The sequence below is a fragment of the Pueribacillus theae genome, assembly GCF_003097615.1.
GTDB lineage: Bacteria > Bacillota > Bacilli > Bacillales > UBA6769 > Pueribacillus > Pueribacillus theae.
On the sequence record NZ_QCZG01000011.1, the window covers coordinates 19850 to 36864 of the forward strand.

Here is a 17015-nt window from a genome sequence, read left to right on the forward strand (position 1 = left end):
AAGTCTGAACGAAAACCAAACTGAAGATCGTTATAAATAAAAACGATTCGCCTTATGATTAAGACAAGCGAAAGGCAAAGGAGGTTAAGAAAATGAAATGGACATTCAAATCATTTATCGGGCTTGCTCTTTTAGCCTTGGGAGGAGTCATCTTCCTAAATGTTCTCGGCTTTCAAGGCGGATGGTTTATTAGAACCTTATTGGCAATTTTCATTGTTGGCTATGCCTTTAAGAAAATAAAGCAAGCCGAGTCATCGACGCAAAAAGGATTTGGAATAGCTGTTCTTCTGTTCGGTATTCTCATGTTTTTCGGAGCGGTTCATATTATTTTTGGCTTGCTTTTCGGACTTGTTTTCATTTACTTCGGATTGAAAATGATGGGCAAGAATTCGAAAAGAGCTACTAAAGAGCCGCTCGAAGTTTATGGTAATACGGCAGCAATTAATGAAGATGCATTCGATATTGAATGGAACAAAAAAATGAATAATAAAGGAGAATGAAAAATGGTATTTAAACGTTTAAGAGACTTAACAACAGCTACAATTCATGAGTGGATGGATCAAATGGAAGACCCGGTTGCGATGTTAAAACAGTACATGAGAGATATGGAGAAAGAAATTTCAAAAGCTGAAGAAGCGATTACGAAACAAAAGACGTTGGCACAAAAGTTTCAAATGCAAGCAGATGAGGCGAGAAAGCTAATGGCAAAACGTGCCGGACAAGCGCAGCTTGCACTTAAAGCAGATGAGGAAGAACTTGCAAGACAAGCAATGCATGGAAAAATCCAATATGAGGAACAAGTAAAGCAATATGAAAAATTGCAAGCAGAAGCAGATGAGCAAGTTCAAGCGTTAATGAAACAGCTATCCGACATGAAAGAACGTTATCAACTTCTGAAAGATCGTAAAAATGCGTTAATTGCTAGAGCGCAAGCCGCAAAAACGAAGGAAAACATGACAACGACAATGGCTAGATTTGACAGTGATAGCATCGCACATGGTTTTTCAAGAATCGAAGAAAGAATCATGGAGTTGGAAAATCGCACAGAAGTAATGGATAAAAGCCACTCTTTTGAAGCAAGAGCTGTAAAATTAGAACATAATGAAGCGGTTGAAGAAGAATTGAAAAAAATGAAAGAATCGGTTTAATTGATTTAGTATAATAAGTAAGGAATATCGGACATGTCTTGCGGCGTGTCCGTCTTTCATCAATGATGAGAGACTGAAATAGTCGATTATAGTAAAATGAAGATTACCGTTTCTGGTAGAAAGGAGAACGCGATGCGTACATCTATGAAGCGCTTTGCAGGTATGGTCATTGTATTAATCGGCATCATGATTTTTATAAACAGCCTCAATGTCCATACGGCAATCGTAAGATTTATATTGCCACTTATTTTTACAGGCATCGGTCTTTATTTCTATCAGCGGAGCAGTAGAGTATTGGCTGGCGTTTTTATCGGTATAGCGATTGTTTTATTTTTAAATATTAATTTATTTGCATTGTTTATCGCTGCGGTGATGATGTATTTCGGCTATAACATGCTAAAAAAACAAAACACGAATGATAAAAAGCATGAACCGTCCCCCAATTCAGAGGATTCGATAGAAAACCATGTCACTGACAGTAGTGCTAGGCGATCACTATTCGGGGAATTCCACATGATGAATGATCGGTACGAGCTGGAAGACTTAACCATTTCACATGGGATTGGTGATGTTAAAATTGATCTGACGAAAGCGATTATACCAGCTGGCGAGACAGTTCTTGTTGTTAGCGGATGGATTGGCGACATTGACATTTACGTTCCTTATGACTTGGATGTTTCGATCAATGCATCGGTAACGATTGGCGAATTGGAAGTGTTTGGGAATAAACAAAGTGGAATAAGCAGAAGTTTATCAAAACGAACGGAATCATACACAAGCGCAGAAAAAAAAGTAAAACTCATACTTTCTCTTACAATCGGAGATATCGATGTGAGGTATTTATAATGGATCGAAAAAAGCTATCGAATATTCAATGGCAATTCGTTCGTTTTTCAATCTTGATTTGCCTTGTTATGACTGTATTCGTGATTGTGCTTATTTTTATAGACCATCCTAAAGATATTCTATTGTTTATCAAAAAACAAACTTGGGGGATACCGGTCGTTCTTTCGCTGCTTTTGGCTGCCATTATGATTGGCGCAATTTTTGGATATGTAAATGGCAATCATTTGAAAAAGCGCTTCGAAATACTCATTCAATCTACGCTTGCATTTGAGAGGGGTAATTTTTCGCACCGCGCTCCTCATTTAGGTTACGATGAAATCGGGCAAATGGGGAAGCACTTAAACGATATGGCTAGCAGAGTTGAAGCGCAAGTTGCATCATTACAGCGCTTGTCTTCAGAAAAGGCAGAATGGAATGAAACATTGAAACAGACTGCCATAGCGGAAGAAAGACAAAGGCTTGCACGTGAACTGCATGATGCTGTTAGCCAGCAGCTGTTTGCAATTTCAATGATGACATCAGCGGTAAGTAAAACGATTGAAGAACAACCGGAAAAAGCAAGCAGCCAAATTGAAATGATCGAAAAGATGGCGGGCGAAGCACAGTCTGAAATGCGTGCATTGCTGCTTCACTTAAGGCCTACACATTTAGAAGGCAAACGTCTTAAAGAAGGTGTAGAAAATCTTTTAAACGAGTTAAAGTCCAAACATGAGCTGTCGATTAAATGGCAAGTTGAAGAAATTACTGGATTAGCGAAGGGAATAGAAGATCATTTATTTAGAATCATTCAAGAAGCGATATCTAACACACTTCGTCACGCAAAAGCATATTCCATTGCACTTCATCTATATGTTATAAACGATCAGGTTAGGCTCAAAATTACTGATGACGGCGTTGGTTTTGATGCTGACGAGAAGAAAACATCGTCATATGGCTTACGTTCCATGGTGGAGCGGGTAAATGAAATAGGCGGCGTCATTGAAATTTTTTCACGCCCGCAAAAAGGAACACAGATCGAAGTGAAAATCCCTTTAGTTAAAATGAACCAATAACGCGTTACCAATAAATTTTAAGGAGGATTGCCATGATTAGAGTGCTTCTTGTAGACGATCATGAAATGGTTCGCATGGGGCTTGCCGCCTATTTATCGACGATCGATGACATCGAAGTAGTAGGAGAAGCTTCAAATGGACAAGAAGGCATCCGCCTTGCTCTATCTTTAAAACCAGATGTGATATTAATGGATTTAGTTATGGATGTCATGAACGGCATTGAAGCCACAAAGGAAATTACGAAGCAATTGCCGGAAGCAAAGGTGATCGTTCTTACTAGCTTTGTCGATGACGAAAAGGTTTATCCTGTTATTGAGGCAGGGGCTTTGAGTTATCTACTTAAGACGTCAAAGGCACCCGAAATTGCGGCAGCGATTCGGGCTGCATCGATCGGTGAACCTGTCGTCGAGGGAAAAGTGGCGGGGAAAATGATGAACCGTTTTCGAGACAGCAATAAGCCTGTACCTCACGACTCATTGACTGAACGGGAGCGTGAAGTACTTAGCCTTATCGCCGATGGAAAAACAAACCAAGACATCGCTGACGAACTATTTATCGGAATTAAAACAGTGAAAACTCATGTCAGCAATATTTTTCAAAAGCTAAATGTTGAAGATCGTACACAAGCTGCCATCTATGCCATTCGCAACAAACTGGTTGAATGATCAAGTTTCCAATGATTGGAAGCTTTTTTCATAGGCCGCCTTTAAGATCCTCATCCTTCCCCTTTACATCATCAATTTCGCCATCAATTGTTCCCTCGACCAATGTATCGCTTACTTGTTCATGGGTCATTGCAAGACCGGAAGAGAGGCGAGAATCTTTTTTATAATCATCTGGCTCATAATTTTTTTCAGCTAGGCGGGCGCTTTTCTTTTGTTTTTTTTCATTCTCCATATATAATCACTCCAATTATAGTTTCATTCTCTTTTTACAGTATAAATAAACATTAATTTTGAGGCTTTCTCAGTATTGGATATCAGTTAATTTACCGTTATGTTATCGTTATTATGTATCATTGATGTAAAAATATCCCTCGTAAACGCTGATCATTGAATAATGAAATTGAGAAGTCTGCTATATTCGAAAGGAGAGTAACAAGTATGGAACAAGTAAGTTCAATCTGGGAACGTGTGCTAAATATATTTAAAGAACGGCTCAGTACACCATCATTTGAAACATGGCTAAAACCAACGAGAGTTAGAGTGGAGGACAACAAATGGTTCATGATTACACAAAATGAATTTTCGCGAGATTGGATCGAATCAAGATATTTGCCAGAGATTAAAGAAGTGATTTATACAGTGACAGGACAATGTCCCGAGTTGGAAGTAATTGCGGAGGAACGGAATAAATCCTCTGATGATCGAAATCTTTATCGTGAAATAAGTAGAACAAATTTGAATTCAAATTATACTTTTGAAAGTTTTATAGTTGGTAAAAGTAATCGCTTTCCGTATGTAGCTGCCGAACTTGCTGCAACAGAATTAGGGAAGGCCTATAATCCTTTGTTTATTTTCGGAAGTACTGGGTTGGGGAAAACCCACTTATTGCATGCAATTGGTAACCATGCCCTTAAACATAACAGTTCAGTTAATGTGATTTATGTAACCGCTGAACAATTTACAAATGAATATATCGAAAGCATTCGGTGTAATCAATCACAAAGTTTCAGAAATAAATACCGTCAGGTCGATGTTTTACTTGTGGATGATATTCAGTATTTTGGAGGCAAAGAACAGGCACAAGAAGAGCTTTTCCATACCTTTAATTCGTTGTTCCTGGAAGGAAAGCAAATTGTATTTGCCTCTAATAAACCGGCTAAGGAAATCCACGGGATAGACAATCACCTAGCAAGCCGGCTCGAATGGGGGTTAACAACTGAAGTCATACCCATTGAGGAAGATCTACAAAGAAAAATGATTATAATTCTTTGTGAAAGAAAAAATGTACAAATGACAGAAAAGGTCATTCGTTTTCTAGAGAAACGGACGTTTGTTAACTTTCCCGAAATATTATCAGCAATAAATGGAATAGCAATCAGTCAGCAGATGGAAAAATGAAACTTTATCGTTTTTTTGTTAATTGAATAAAGAAAGGAACATAACATGCGAAGAAATCTGATCCTTCCCGTACTAATTGGAGTCATTTCGATTCTATTTATCGGAACAACGGCATACGGCATTTTAAGAGATAATGATCCATACAAATATTTTACCGGGTTCGGAGAGAGAATTGACGTATCACCTGATGACAACAATATTGCTTTCTCTTATTTTGTTGATGGCAAGGAATCCATCTATACAGCTAATTTAAACGGTAAACAAGTTGAAAAATTAACGCATTCAAAAGATAGGCGAGACCATAGTCCGAAATATTCATCTGATGGAAAAAAGCTTATTTATTTAAGCGAAGATTCAGAAGGAATCAATACCCTTCATATGATGAGCCTAGATGGAAAGAAAGCAAGACAGTTGACTGATAAAAAAAGTCATGTTACTGACGCCATTTTTTCTCATTCTGGAGAAACGATTTATTTCGTCGCAGTGGAGGCTGAAGAATTCAAAAAGGGAGAAGAATCACGAGAAGGTTTTGATTTGTTTTCAATTGAGATAGAGGACGGATTAGTTAAGAAACTAACAAATGACGATCATTTTTCGATGAATAATCTATCAATTTCTCCGGATGGGAAAATGCTTTATTATAGCGATTTTGATGGCAAGGAAGAACGAGTTTATTCATTTTCAATTGAAAATGGTCAAGTCGGTTCGGATGCGTTGGTTCTTTCAACCGACGGCCAATCGTATTATGAACCCCGATTGTCACCAAACGGAAAGAAGTTGGCGTTTACAGCTGTTTCTGAAGAGTCTCAAGAAAGTTCGACTTTTAAATATGAATTATTTCTAATGGATTTAGAGACAAAGCAAGCTGAGAGATTGACAGACTTTCAGAGCGCAGTAACCTCTCCGGTATTTTTCCATAAAAAACAGAAAATTGCTTTTCTCGAAAATGCAAATTGGCCAAAGGAACCTGCAGAGCATCGGATGATGATGATTGATTTAACGACCCATGAGCTTGAAACAGTCGAATTAGACACGCCTCAATCAGAAGGTGGGCATTGGTTCATCCAAACGACGGATCGGGCCGTGAACAGTTTAACACTTGCGATTCTGTATACATTGCTGCTTGGTTTAATCAGTGTATACCTTCATTATCGCAACCGAAGAAAAATCTATATGCCTGCCATTATCAGCTTTGCGATTGCAGTTCTTGCATTTATAGCGAGTTTTGCAGTCGCAGCAATGGTGAATCCATGGTACGGAATTGGGCTTGGCATGTTGGCGGCAAGGATCTTTGGGTGCTCATTGATTGTATTGTTGTTTGTGTTTATTTTTAAGCGGTTCGCTAAATAGTGGTTTTTACCAATTCTGGGGAGGATTTTTGTGAAAAAGAGGGTCTTATATATACTTTTGTTTTTATTAATGGCAGGGTGTTCTACAACGAAAGAAGAGGTTGCTAGGATGACTGTTGAACCTGCTGAGCTTACAAATAACGAACAACAACTGATTGATGCCATTGGCGGTGAAAGACTCACAGCTATTGATATAAGAAATACGAATAAAGATGCCAAATCTGTTGCTTTTTGGATTGATCATTATGAAAAAGGTAAATTTAAAGAAAAATTACTCCAAACAGAGTCTTCTTTAAATAAAGATGAGAAAGAAAAAAAACGAATTTTGCTTACTCGCCATTCGTTTACAATTGATGAGAAAGAGGCAGAGTTGTTTAACTTTGTTTTTATGGAAATGGATGGCTACAGCAGCTTCCGGCAAGCTTACTTTTCAGGTGAGGACTATGACAAACAAGCGGGAACAGAAATGAGCGGGCAGATAAGCGAGAAAAAAAACATCCATTTAAATGAACCGATAACATTAGCCTACTTTATCAAGACCTCTGAAAATGAAATCGAGGCACAACAAGAAGACGTTTTTTCTTCCAAGGATAAGCTTCCAGATGATTTAGCCGCTTACGAGGATGTATATTTAATGCGTATGAAGGTGAGTAAGTAATCTCGCTATACATTGATAATGTTCCAAAATATTAGATAAAAAGAGAGCCCGTCACTTTCTAAAATTGATGAGTTCTCTTTTTTATTGGTTTGTAATTTCGAACAATAGTCGATATAAGTTGCTTTTAAAAATGAAATTGAATTTTATTTATAATTATTTAAACTTCTTATTAAGAGAGGTGAAGGATATGGATTTAAAAGATGTGCCATATTGGATTTTGCGATTGGATGAGGAAGATATGGAACTTACCAAAAAGTTTATTTTAAATTCTGGTTCCTTAAAAAAGTTAAAAAATCAAACGATATGAAGTAGTTTGTTGGAAAAAAGTAACTTATAAAGAAATTATAAAATCTACTTTTCATTGCAATATCGTATGATACAGTTGTTTCAGGAGGCGGCTTAGTATGAAAGCACGACTTTTGCTTGTTGAGGACGATCCGGAAATTGCGCGCGTCGTCCGCGACATGTTATCTCGTGAAGGATATGAAGTGACTTGGGCCACGACGGGACTTGAGGGTTGGGAGGATTTTCAAGCAAATGGTTATGACCTTGTGCTGATCGATTTAATGCTTCCAGAAATGGATGGTTTCACCCTTTGTAAGAACATCCGCTGGAAGAGTGATGTGCCAATGATTATCATAAGCGCCCGGAAAGAAGACGAAGATAAGATTGAAGGCTTGCATATTGGTGCAGATGATTATTTAGCAAAACCATTTAGTCTAGCTGAATTAAAAGCCCGGGTCGAATCCCATCTCCGCAGATGGTGGAGGTATCTTGGTGTACAGCATAAAGTTCAAAAAACCGAATACTTGAACGGGCTCATAATTTATTGGGAGCAGCAAAAGATTGTACTTAATGATTGTGAAATGAGCTTGACAAGTAAAGAGTTTTCACTCCTTCAATTATTGGCGCAAAATCCCGGGCGCATTTTTTCAAAAAGCGAGCTCTATCAACATATATGGAATCAAGCAGATGCGGAAGGATTGCATACGGTGACTGTACATATTAAATCACTTCGAGAAAAGCTTAGCGATCCTGTGAAAGCCCCGCTATTTATTCAAACAGTGTGGGGGAAAGGCTATCAATTTATCGGTGAACCTTTATGAAGCTCAAAACATGGTTATTGCTCTCTTATTTTATCGTTATGCTTCTTCCCCTTGTTGCTGCTTATTTTTTATTCGCTTGGATTCAGTCCTATAACGATGGGCAAAAAGTGATGGAATATTTTCAAGCTTCTTCGGAGCTTGAAAATATCCGAAACGTATTAGATGATCCCTCGTTATACCATCCAAAAAAGAACTTTAAAAAAGTGGGGCAACTTACCGGTCAACACGTTTCAATCGAGTTATACAATGCGGACGGTTTTGTACTTTTTCATTCGAAGCCTTCTTTTGCAGCGCCATCTCTCATTGGAAAAAAAGAATTATATGAGAACTTATATTCTCTAAAGCAGGGCTATCGCACGTACAGCTACAAACAGCCTGTTTTTGAAGATAACCGCCTTGTCGGCTTTTATAAAGTAAACATAGCTAGAGATGAGTGGGTTTCGGGTGTCTCTAACCGCACATCGTTCATGTTCGTCATCTTTATCTCCTTATTTTTACTTATTTACTTGATTGTTGCCATGCTCGTTAATAAAAAACTTAATCAGCGATTAGGAAGTTTAATGAATGAGATGACAGCTTTTGCAAATGGAGAAACGTTAGAAGAAACACCTACAAATAAAGACGAAATCGGAGTATTGCAGAAACATTTTTACGATATGAGAAAGCAAATCAATACAGCAAGGGAAGCCATTGAAAAAGAACAAAGCATGAAGGAGTATATGATTGCAACGATTTCCCATGATTTAAAAACACCATTAACGTCGATTCGGGCTTATGCGGAATCACTTGATGAAAGACAAGCATTGTCTCGCGAAGAACAAAAAGAGTATCGTGACATTATTGTTGAGAAAGCTAATTTTATGAAGCAGATGTTAGATGATCTATTAACCTATACATTGCTTCAATCACCAACATATGAAATGGAACTTGTACCAGTGGAAGGTGATGAGTTTTTTGAGATGCTCGTTTCAGACTATGAGCCATTATGTAAGGAAAAGGGCATCATTCTTCACACGTATTGTGAAGTTAATGGCACATATGAGGTCAATCCAAAACAAATGATACGTGTAGCGAATAATTTAATGAGCAACGCGATACAGCATACGGATCATGGACATCAAATATGGCTAGCCGCTCTTTCAGATGGCAGCCTTTCACCGGACTGGCTGTTTGATTTTGTGAAAAAAGAACTCTCAAGTCACGCGGGAGATGATGTGTATTTTATTGTTCAAAATGAAGGAAGCGGAATTGCTAAAGAAAAAATCACCCATATTTTTGATCCGCTTTACCAGGCAGATCAAGCGAGAAGCAAAAAAGAGGCTCGCGGAACAGGCCTTGGATTAAGCATTACAAAACAAATTATTGAGAAACATGGCGGAAATATCCAAATGTTTTCAGAAGAAAACCGGGGAGCATGTGTCGTATGCCGCTTGCCAAAACGGGAAAATGTAGGTGAATGTGTTGAAACACGGTAGGCAAATAGGGAAGTCATTGATTTTAGCAATCATTATTTTTATGTTATTTGGCTGTTCAAATGAATCCAGTCAATTTTCACCGGAAGAAGTCATTCACAATGCACTGCAAGAAGTAGAATCGGTAGAGTCTTTTTATGGTGAATCAAAAGTGATTTATCAAGAGAAAGGAAGAACAGCAGATGCGTTTGTCTTTAAAGAATGGCGTAGCAAAGATGGCAAAAGTAGAATCGAGATAGTAAATGAAGATGGTAGTATGGATTCAATCTCTGTTTTCGATGGTTCAAGTACGATGACATATCAACCTAAAGAAAAGACTGCTTTCATACTCGATGATGCTAATCTTTACCCTTTGAATCAACCTACACCGAAAGAAGAAGTACAACTTTTGCTAAATACGATACGTGATACCCATACGGTTTCTTTCAAAGGGGAAGAGGAAATGATCGGTCGGATGACTTATCATATTACAGCGAATGTAAAACAAAACACTAAATCAATCTATGGGAATCAAGAGCTATGGATCGATAAGGAAAACTGGATGGTTCTTAAAACAAAATCGACAACAGGCGATGTGGATTCGGAAGTTACGTATACAAGCGTTGACTTTGATCCAAATATTCCTCCTGACGTATTTACGCTTGACTTGCCAGATGATGTCCAAATTCAAAATCTAGACGATTTAAGTGAAATAAGTGAAGGCTCACTCGAAGATGCAGTAAATAAAGTCGGAAGTGACTTCCTTTATTTCCCGGAGAAGGATGGACTTTCAATTTCAAAAGTTGAAATTGAGGAGTTTAAAGGGGAAATCAGCCGGAATGAAGTGAACATTGATTATGAAAAAGATGACCGTCTTTATTTGGAAATGACAGTATTTGAAGCTCCGGAAGAAACAGGGGAAGATTCTCAAATTTTCCCGGGAGATGAGGAAATTAACGTTCGTGGAAATAAAGGGACGTATGCGGAGTTAAGCGATTTTCGCCTATTGAATTGGCAAGAAGATGGGATTACGTATTCGGTACAACTCATTGATCCAAATCTTACGATTGAGAAATTAATCGAATTGACTGAAAAAATGGTAAAAGTTGATTGAATTGGGGAGAGAGCGCATGTTTTATCAGCTCGTTGCTGGAATGATGACCGCTGTTTTCATTGCGACTGTTTATTACCTGCTTATCCTATTTCCATTTCCAATGATTTCACTGTCATCTGGTTATTTGCTTGGTTTGATCGTCTTACTTTTTGGTTTGTATCGGATGATGGTTGCCCGAACAAAAGGGAAAAAAACAGACGCAAAGGTGATCATCATTGCTGGAGTTCTATTAATCCTGACGACATTTTTATTAAATATTTTTAAAATCAATATTTGAACAACCTCTTGAAGGGAAAGAAGGTGGGCTGCCAATGGAATTGGATTTCTTATGGATAGGCATTGGAATGGCTATTGCAGGCTATTTTATAGGGGATGGGTTGAAAAATTTTAAAAACCCAAATGCAAAAAATTTGATTGATTCATTCGATGAAGATGAGGAACTTGAGCTAATTAAAGAAAACGAAGTTCATTATTTTTTAGGCATAGCAAAAGAAGATGTACAATCTTTAATCCAAGAATACCCGAACATTCCGCACATTACGATCAATGGAAAGATCTACTTTCAAAAATCGCAATTACGGGAATGGTTGTTGAATTTAGGGAAATGAGCATAATCTACTAGAAAGAATCGCTTCCTGATCGCGTAAAAAAAGAAAGTTTTAAAAAAGTAGTATCGTAGAACATAAAAGAATATGATAAAGTGGGCATGAGCTTATTTTAACTTTTAAGGAGAGGATTTAGAATGTCTGAAGAAACAAAAATAGAAAAACCATCACTATTTGGGATGATTTGGAGCCCAAGTGAGCAGTTTGAACGAATCAAGCAGCGCCCTAAGATTTGGGGGGCAATGGTCGTTGTTACTATCTTAACCATTATTGGGATGTGGTTACAGACACTAGGAGTTGACATTCCTGAACTTGATGGAATGCCTGAAGATCAACTCGCAGGAATCCAAGTATTTACAACAATTACAACGATTGTCATGGGTCTATTTATACCGATTATTGGTGTGTTGATTTCCAGTGCCATTCATTTACTCATCGCAAAAATTGCACGTTCCGAAGTATCTTTTAAACAATTATTTTCAATGAATACGTATATTATGATCATTTCGGCGCTTAGCTTACTCATCAACGGGATTCTCATGGCACTCGTTGGAGGTGATCCTGAAAAACTTTTAACAAGCTTAGGATCAATTATTAATGTAGAAGGAGCTATGGGCGGCTTATTTAATAGCTTGGAAGTATTTACAATTTGGGAAGTTATTTTGACGGCAATGGGGCTTCATAAAGTCGCGAACTTTTCGAAAGGCTTGGCATGGACGATTGCGATTGCATTCTTTGTGATTGCCGTCATCTTTTCAATGATCGGAACTGCTTTTAGCGGCATGGCTGGTGTTTAAAATAACATGAAAAAAGTTTGGATTGCAGTAGGAATTGTTATCGTACTTGCAGGACTGATTGGATTTAACATTTGGAAAAAATCAGCTGAAGGAAAAATTACAGCTGAAGTGACGACATTAAAGGAAGAAACAATCACAGAAACAGTCATGACGCCAGGGCAGTTAAAACTTGCCGACCAACAAACGATTTATCATTCACCTGAAAAAGGGGAAGTGGCTGAAATTTTCGTAAAAGAAGGCGATGATGTGAAAAAAGGCACACCGCTTATCCGCTACGAAAATAAACAGCTGACACTTGAACAAAAGCAAAATGAACTGCAGCTTCGATCGGCTTACTTGCAAGCGAATGATCTTAGAAAACAACACGAAGAACTTGACAAATTATTAAAAGATGATAAAGATAACGAACAACTGAAAGCCGAGCATGATCAAATAAAATTACAGCAACAGCAAGCAAATATTGAAATCCAACAGCAACAGCTTCAAAAAGAGTCGATTCAACAGCAAATGAACGACCTGGAAATAAAAAGTGACATTGATGGAAAAGTTGTTGAAGTGAATGAACAGGCTGCTGCGGGAGCGAATCAGCTTGAACAGCAGCCGGTCGTTCGTATCGGAACAATTGATAAATTGATTGTTGAAGGCGTCATCTCAGAATATGATACGTTAAAAATTAAAAAAGGCCAGACAGTGACATTAAAGTCTGACGCTGTGCCCGATAAAACATGGAAAGGCAAAGTAAGCCTCGTAGCGGATCTGCCGAAAGAATTGGACAACCTTGGCACAGAAACCAGTACGGGCGGCGTGCAATATCCCGTTCAAATTACGGTTGAAGACAAAGAAATGAACTTAAAACCCGGCTTTCAAATGATTGTTGAAATCACGACGGATGAACATAAAGCGAACGTTCTTCCACTGACTGCGGTGAAGCAGGACGGAGACGATAATTATGTTTATATCGTTAAAAACAAAAAGGCGGTTCGGCAAAAAGTAAAAGTAGGTTCAGTCTCCAATGAAACGATTGAAATAACAGATGGGCTTTCAAACAAGGAGAAAGTCATTGTCGAGCCTCCAGACAAGCTAAAAGAAGGCATGGAAGTGACGGTCAAATGATTCGTCTAAAATCAATCGTCAAAAGTTTTACAATGGGAAATGAGCAAGTCAATGTTTTAAAAGGAATTGACTTGGACATTCGCGACGGAGAATTCGTTGCAATCATGGGCCCTTCCGGATCAGGAAAATCAACGCTCATGAATATTATTGGCTGCTTGGACCGGCCTACAAGCGGAGAGTATTATCTGAACGGTGAACGAGTATCTGAACATGATGAAAATGAACTCGCCCGCGTTAGAAATCAATCGATTGGCTTTGTATTCCAACAGTTCCAACTTTTGCCGCGCTTAAATGCTTTAAAAAATGTAGAGCTTCCAATGATTTATGCTGGCAAACCGAAAAGTGAAAGGGAAGAAAAGGCTGCTGAAGCGCTCAAAAAGGTAGGGCTTTCCGACCGCATGTACCACTTGCCTAACGAATTATCTGGAGGACAAAAGCAGCGTGTTGCGATCGCGAGGGCGATTGTGAATGAACCAGCACTTATTTTAGCGGATGAACCGACAGGAGCACTCGATTCAAAAACAAGTGTGCAAATTATGGACCTGTTTACACTTTTAAACCAAGAAGGCACGACAATTATTCTTGTGACCCATGAACCTGAAGTAGCAGAGTATGCCGAAAGAATTGTTCTCGTTCGAGACGGCAAACTAACGAGTGAATATAAGGATGTTGAGTCAGAGGAGGGAAGCGAAGGGTGAGTGTGTTTGAAAATCTTAAAATGGCGCTTTCTTCGCTTCGCGCTCATAAAATGCGTTCCGTTTTAACAATGCTCGGTATTATTATTGGTGTCGGTTCTGTCATCGCGGTCGTTGCGATTGGGCAAGGTGGCGAAGCGATGCTAAAATCGCAAATTGTCGGTGAAGGCAATACAATCGAATTGTTTTATACACCTTCTGACGAAGAGTTGCAGGCGAATCCTAACGCTTTGCTGAGTAACCCATTTACCCCGGAAGACATTCAAGCCATTGAGGGGATACCTGGAATGAAAGCGGTTATTGCGACAAGCTCAGAGTTTGGCAATGCAAGGTATCGAGAAGACACCCTAGATGCTTCGATTACTGGGATTAATCAGTCATATTTAGATTTGAATGGATTAAAAGTCGAAGAAGGAAGAAACTTCGTTTCGTCTGATTTCCTTGGCGGCAGGCGAACAGCCATCGTTAGCCATTCTTTTCAAGAGGAGCTTTTTGATGGGGAAAACCCGATTGGACAAGTGCTCTACATTCAGTCACAGCCTGTCGAAATTATTGGCTTGCTGGAAAAACCAACCGGACTTTTCGCTTTTGGATCAAATGAAGTGTACTTGCCATGGAAAACATGGCGGACAGTTTTCGGAAAAAGTGAATACAGCCAAGTCACCCTTCAAACAGCAAACCCCGATGATCTGCAAGAGGTTGGCAAAAATGCGGCTGATATGCTCAACCGTCTGCATGATACCGATGAAGCCTACCAAGTCTTGAACATGGAAGAAATTGCACAGGGAATCGGTCAAGTTACGCGAATTATGACCATAATTATTGGCAGCATTGCTGGTGTCTCGCTTCTCGTAGGAGGCATTGGTGTCATGAATATTATGCTTGTTTCCGTGACAGAGCGAACGCGTGAAATTGGAATTCGTATGTCTGTTGGAGCGACAAGGGGCCAAATTTTACTTCAATTTCTAATCGAGGCAGTGACACTTACACTAATCGGCGGCGGCATTGGGATTTTGCTTGGAGGAGGAGCAGCATCGCTAGTGTCCTATTTTGCCGGATGGCCATCTCTTGTATCTTGGCCCGTTATACTTGGAGGGATGTTATTCTCAATGATCATTGGCGTTGTCTTTGGAATATTACCTGCGAACAAAGCGTCTCGCCTTGATCCGATTGAATCATTGAGGTATGAATAAAGCTATTAGTGTGTGTTCAAAAAGGAGGACAATTAGAGGCAAGAAGGTCGAGGAAGCGCAGCTTTGAGCACCACAGCGACGAGCGATACTGCTATGATCCACTTCGAGTTGCACCGAGGAAGCATGCTTCGGAGCAATGCTTGTAGACGCAGGTGCATAACTCCTTTAAGTGAGGAGCGGAAAAGCAAGCTGACGAAGAGATTCGTAGCCTATTAATGAAAGTTCGACTAAAGACATCACTTCCTGTGATAACGTCGAACTGACTTACCTCCTGTAAGCCTCCGGACTTTTTGAACATCCTCTATTAAAAATCCATTGCGTTTGTAAAGAAGATAGTATAAGCTATATGTAACAGTCAATTGAATATTGGTTTGTTAAAGGTGCGTATTTTGCAATACGCTTAAAAGGGAAGTTCGGTGAAAGTCCGACACGGTCCCGCCACTGTAAATAGGTAGATCGGTATCATTACCACTGGAATTTGTTTCTGGGAAGGGATATGCGATTGATGACCTATAAGTCAGGAGACCTGCCTTTAATCAAAGCATCAGTAATCCTACGAGGAATAGGAAGATGTTTAAGTAAACGTTGCGTGTTTTTAGTACATGCTCCGTAAACTAAGACATTATGTGGCAGAATCATAGCCAACAATTACAAGTGCGAGAGTTTTATAAAGAAGCTCAGGCACTCTTCCTAGCCTTCAGGAAGAGTGCCTTTTTCATTTGCCAAAACGATGTGAAAGTTGAGGTTAATCAAAAATGAAAAGAAAGAATCAATTATTAGTTGCTTCGTTATGTTTTATGTTCGTGATGATGTTGGCTGCCTGTGGTCAATCAAACGAGGCACAAGAAACATCGTCGGCAAAACAAATAAATAAAACGGAAAATTCACAAAAATATGAACCTGTAACGATTCAAAACGGAGCTCGAACCATTGAGTTTACTGAAATGCCTAAGCGTGCTGTCACATTAAACCAACATGCAACAGAAGTTATGTTAGCACTTGGTCTTGAAAAATACATGGTTGGCACGGCTTATCTCGATGACGACATTTTACCCGAGTATAAAGATAAGTATTCTCAAATTCCTGTCATTTCCGATGAGTATCCGTCGCAAGAAGCATTTTTGGAAGTGAATCCCGATTTTGCTTACGCCGGTTGGAAAAGCGCCTTTCAAGAAGATGCAATTGGCACGTTCGATCAGTTGGAAAAGTTTGGTATAAAAGCGTATTTGCATCAGTCATCAAACATTGTAGGTCCCAAAAGCGAAGATGTGTATGAAGATATACGCAACATTGCACGCATCTTTCATGTGGAAGAGCGAGCGGACAAGCTGATCAAATCGATTAACAATGAGGTGGAAAATATTCAAGATCAGATTGGATCAATTGATGAGCCCCTTCGTGTTTTTGTGTACGATAGCGGGGAGGATGCACCAGTTACGGCTACGCAAAACTTCATGACTGAGTTGATCCGTATGGCTGGAGGCAAAAATATCTTTTCTGATATCGAAAAAAACTGGGCAAATGTCACTTGGGAGGAAGTTGTAAAACGCAACCCAGAAGTCATCGTCATTATCGATTATGGGGATATACCAATTGAAAAAAAGAAACAAACCTTGCTTAACAAAACGGCTTTAGCTGATGTTGAGGCAATCCAAAAGGAACGTTTTACCGTATTGCCGCTTTCGGCTGCTGCAGAAGGAGTGCGCATTCCGATTGCTGTGGAAACACTCGCGAAATCTTTTTATCCTGATAAGTTTGAATGAAACGATTTTGCTCTCTAAGATAACCAATGTTGCACAATTCGATTAAAAAATGCTGCTCATTT

Annotated in this window: 19 protein-coding genes and 1 riboswitch; of the genes, 18 read left to right on the forward strand and 1 reads right to left on the reverse strand. The window is 39.1% G+C overall.

Annotated elements, in window-relative coordinates:
• Nucleotides 1–92: 92 nt before the first annotated feature.
• From DCC39_RS06995 to DCC39_RS07015, 5 genes are all read left to right on the forward strand, one after another.
• Nucleotides 93–500 (forward strand): LiaF transmembrane domain-containing protein, encoded by a 408-nt coding sequence (locus DCC39_RS06995; protein ID WP_116554180.1) that lies wholly within the window; start codon nt 93–95, stop codon nt 498–500.
• A gap of 3 nt (nt 501–503) precedes the next feature.
• Complete coding sequence (locus DCC39_RS07000) at nt 504–1148, forward strand: PspA/IM30 family protein (protein ID WP_116554181.1); 645 nt, start codon at nt 504–506, stop codon at nt 1146–1148.
• Between the two features lie 132 nt (nt 1149–1280).
• Entirely contained in the window at nt 1281–1994 is a 714-nt protein-coding gene (gene liaF / locus DCC39_RS07005) for a cell wall-active antibiotics response protein LiaF (protein ID WP_165820796.1), read from the forward strand.
• Complete coding sequence (locus tag DCC39_RS07010; protein ID WP_116554183.1) at nt 1994–3046, forward strand: HAMP domain-containing sensor histidine kinase; 1053 nt, start codon at nt 1994–1996, stop codon at nt 3044–3046. Before liaF ends, DCC39_RS07010 begins: the two co-directional genes overlap by 1 nt.
• A 32-nt stretch (nt 3047–3078) precedes the next feature.
• Entirely contained in the window at nt 3079–3711 is a 633-nt protein-coding gene (locus DCC39_RS07015) for a response regulator transcription factor (RefSeq protein WP_116554184.1), read from the forward strand.
• A 28-nt stretch (nt 3712–3739) separates the two neighbouring features.
• Here DCC39_RS07015 and DCC39_RS07020 read toward each other — a convergent pair whose 3' ends face one another.
• Nucleotides 3740–3943 (reverse strand): YozQ family protein, encoded by a 204-nt coding sequence (locus DCC39_RS07020; protein WP_116554185.1) that lies wholly within the window; start codon nt 3941–3943, stop codon nt 3740–3742.
• A 206-nt stretch (nt 3944–4149) separates the two neighbouring features.
• Between DCC39_RS07020 and DCC39_RS07025 the strand changes: the two genes are divergently transcribed.
• The 13 genes from DCC39_RS07025 (at nt 4150) to DCC39_RS07085 (ending at nt 16953) form a co-directional block, all read left to right on the forward strand.
• Nucleotides 4150–5109 (forward strand): DnaA ATPase domain-containing protein, encoded by a 960-nt coding sequence (locus tag DCC39_RS07025; RefSeq protein ID WP_116554186.1) that lies wholly within the window; start codon nt 4150–4152, stop codon nt 5107–5109.
• Between the two features lie 45 nt (nt 5110–5154).
• Nucleotides 5155–6459, forward strand: a complete 1305-nt coding sequence (locus DCC39_RS07030; protein WP_116554187.1) for a TolB family protein — start codon at nt 5155–5157, stop codon at nt 6457–6459.
• Nucleotides 6460–6489: 30 nt separating this feature from the next.
• On the forward strand, nt 6490–7116 hold the full coding sequence (locus tag DCC39_RS07035; protein WP_116554188.1) for a hypothetical protein: 627 nt from the start codon (nt 6490–6492) through the stop codon (nt 7114–7116).
• A gap of 404 nt (nt 7117–7520) precedes the next feature.
• Nucleotides 7521–8222 carry a response regulator transcription factor gene (locus DCC39_RS07040; RefSeq protein ID WP_116554189.1) on the forward strand — a complete coding sequence of 234 codons (702 nt, stop codon included), beginning with the start codon at nt 7521–7523 and terminating at the stop codon, nt 8220–8222.
• Entirely contained in the window at nt 8219–9697 is a 1479-nt protein-coding gene (locus DCC39_RS07045) for a sensor histidine kinase (RefSeq protein WP_116554190.1), read from the forward strand. The genes DCC39_RS07040 and DCC39_RS07045 overlap by 4 nt, the downstream gene beginning before the upstream one ends.
• Nucleotides 9675–10787, forward strand: coding sequence for a LolA family protein (locus tag DCC39_RS07050; RefSeq protein WP_133243474.1), 1113 nt, complete (start codon nt 9675–9677; stop codon nt 10785–10787). Before DCC39_RS07045 ends, DCC39_RS07050 begins: the two co-directional genes overlap by 23 nt.
• A gap of 16 nt (nt 10788–10803) precedes the next feature.
• Nucleotides 10804–11064, forward strand: coding sequence for a hypothetical protein (locus DCC39_RS07055; protein WP_116554192.1), 261 nt, complete (start codon nt 10804–10806; stop codon nt 11062–11064).
• A gap of 34 nt (nt 11065–11098) precedes the next feature.
• Complete coding sequence (locus DCC39_RS07060; RefSeq protein WP_116554193.1) at nt 11099–11395, forward strand: MerR family transcriptional regulator; 297 nt, start codon at nt 11099–11101, stop codon at nt 11393–11395.
• A gap of 134 nt (nt 11396–11529) precedes the next feature.
• Nucleotides 11530–12189 (forward strand): Yip1 family protein, encoded by a 660-nt coding sequence (locus DCC39_RS07065; protein WP_116554194.1) that lies wholly within the window; start codon nt 11530–11532, stop codon nt 12187–12189.
• A gap of 6 nt (nt 12190–12195) precedes the next feature.
• Nucleotides 12196–13302: an efflux RND transporter periplasmic adaptor subunit gene (locus DCC39_RS07070; protein ID WP_116554195.1), complete on the forward strand. Its 1107-nt coding sequence runs from the start codon at nt 12196–12198 to the stop codon at nt 13300–13302.
• Complete coding sequence (locus DCC39_RS07075; protein WP_116554196.1) at nt 13299–14000, forward strand: ABC transporter ATP-binding protein; 702 nt, start codon at nt 13299–13301, stop codon at nt 13998–14000. Before DCC39_RS07070 ends, DCC39_RS07075 begins: the two co-directional genes overlap by 4 nt.
• A complete protein-coding gene (locus tag DCC39_RS07080) occupies nt 13997–15190 on the forward strand; it encodes an ABC transporter permease (RefSeq protein ID WP_116554197.1) in 1194 nt (397 codons plus the stop codon). Before DCC39_RS07075 ends, DCC39_RS07080 begins: the two co-directional genes overlap by 4 nt.
• Nucleotides 15191–15551: 361 nt before the next feature.
• Nucleotides 15552–15738, forward strand: a riboswitch (cobalamin riboswitch).
• Nucleotides 15739–15945: 207 nt separating this feature from the next.
• Complete coding sequence (locus tag DCC39_RS07085; protein ID WP_116554198.1) at nt 15946–16953, forward strand: ABC transporter substrate-binding protein; 1008 nt, start codon at nt 15946–15948, stop codon at nt 16951–16953.
• The last annotated feature ends 62 nt before the right edge of the window (nt 16954–17015 follow it).

Bases quoted from the DNA above. Each gene is read 5' to 3' on its own strand.
- DCC39_RS07075 (WP_116554196.1), top strand. From the start codon at position 13,299: ATGATTCGTCTAAAATCAATCGTCAAAAGTTTTACAATGGGAAATGAG.
- DCC39_RS07030 (WP_116554187.1), top strand. From the start codon at position 5,155: ATGCGAAGAAATCTGATCCTTCCCGTACTAATTGGAGTCATTTCGATT.
- DCC39_RS06995 (WP_116554180.1), top strand. From the start codon at position 93: ATGAAATGGACATTCAAATCATTTATCGGGCTTGCTCTTTTAGCCTTG.
- DCC39_RS07070 (WP_116554195.1), top strand. From the start codon at position 12,196: ATGAAAAAAGTTTGGATTGCAGTAGGAATTGTTATCGTACTTGCAGGA.
- DCC39_RS07025 (WP_116554186.1), top strand. From the start codon at position 4,150: ATGGAACAAGTAAGTTCAATCTGGGAACGTGTGCTAAATATATTTAAA.
- DCC39_RS07060 (WP_116554193.1), top strand. From the start codon at position 11,099: ATGGAATTGGATTTCTTATGGATAGGCATTGGAATGGCTATTGCAGGC.
- DCC39_RS07020 (WP_116554185.1), bottom strand. From the start codon at position 3,943: ATGGAGAATGAAAAAAAACAAAAGAAAAGCGCCCGCCTAGCTGAAAAA.
- DCC39_RS07015 (WP_116554184.1), top strand. From the start codon at position 3,079: ATGATTAGAGTGCTTCTTGTAGACGATCATGAAATGGTTCGCATGGGG.
- DCC39_RS07055 (WP_116554192.1), top strand. From the start codon at position 10,804: ATGTTTTATCAGCTCGTTGCTGGAATGATGACCGCTGTTTTCATTGCG.
- DCC39_RS07010 (WP_116554183.1), top strand. From the start codon at position 1,994: ATGGATCGAAAAAAGCTATCGAATATTCAATGGCAATTCGTTCGTTTT.
- liaF (WP_165820796.1), top strand. From the start codon at position 1,281: ATGCGTACATCTATGAAGCGCTTTGCAGGTATGGTCATTGTATTAATC.
- DCC39_RS07085 (WP_116554198.1), top strand. From the start codon at position 15,946: ATGAAAAGAAAGAATCAATTATTAGTTGCTTCGTTATGTTTTATGTTC.
- DCC39_RS07040 (WP_116554189.1), top strand. From the start codon at position 7,521: ATGAAAGCACGACTTTTGCTTGTTGAGGACGATCCGGAAATTGCGCGC.
- DCC39_RS07065 (WP_116554194.1), top strand. From the start codon at position 11,530: ATGTCTGAAGAAACAAAAATAGAAAAACCATCACTATTTGGGATGATT.
- DCC39_RS07045 (WP_116554190.1), top strand. From the start codon at position 8,219: ATGAAGCTCAAAACATGGTTATTGCTCTCTTATTTTATCGTTATGCTT.
- DCC39_RS07000 (WP_116554181.1), top strand. From the start codon at position 504: ATGGTATTTAAACGTTTAAGAGACTTAACAACAGCTACAATTCATGAG.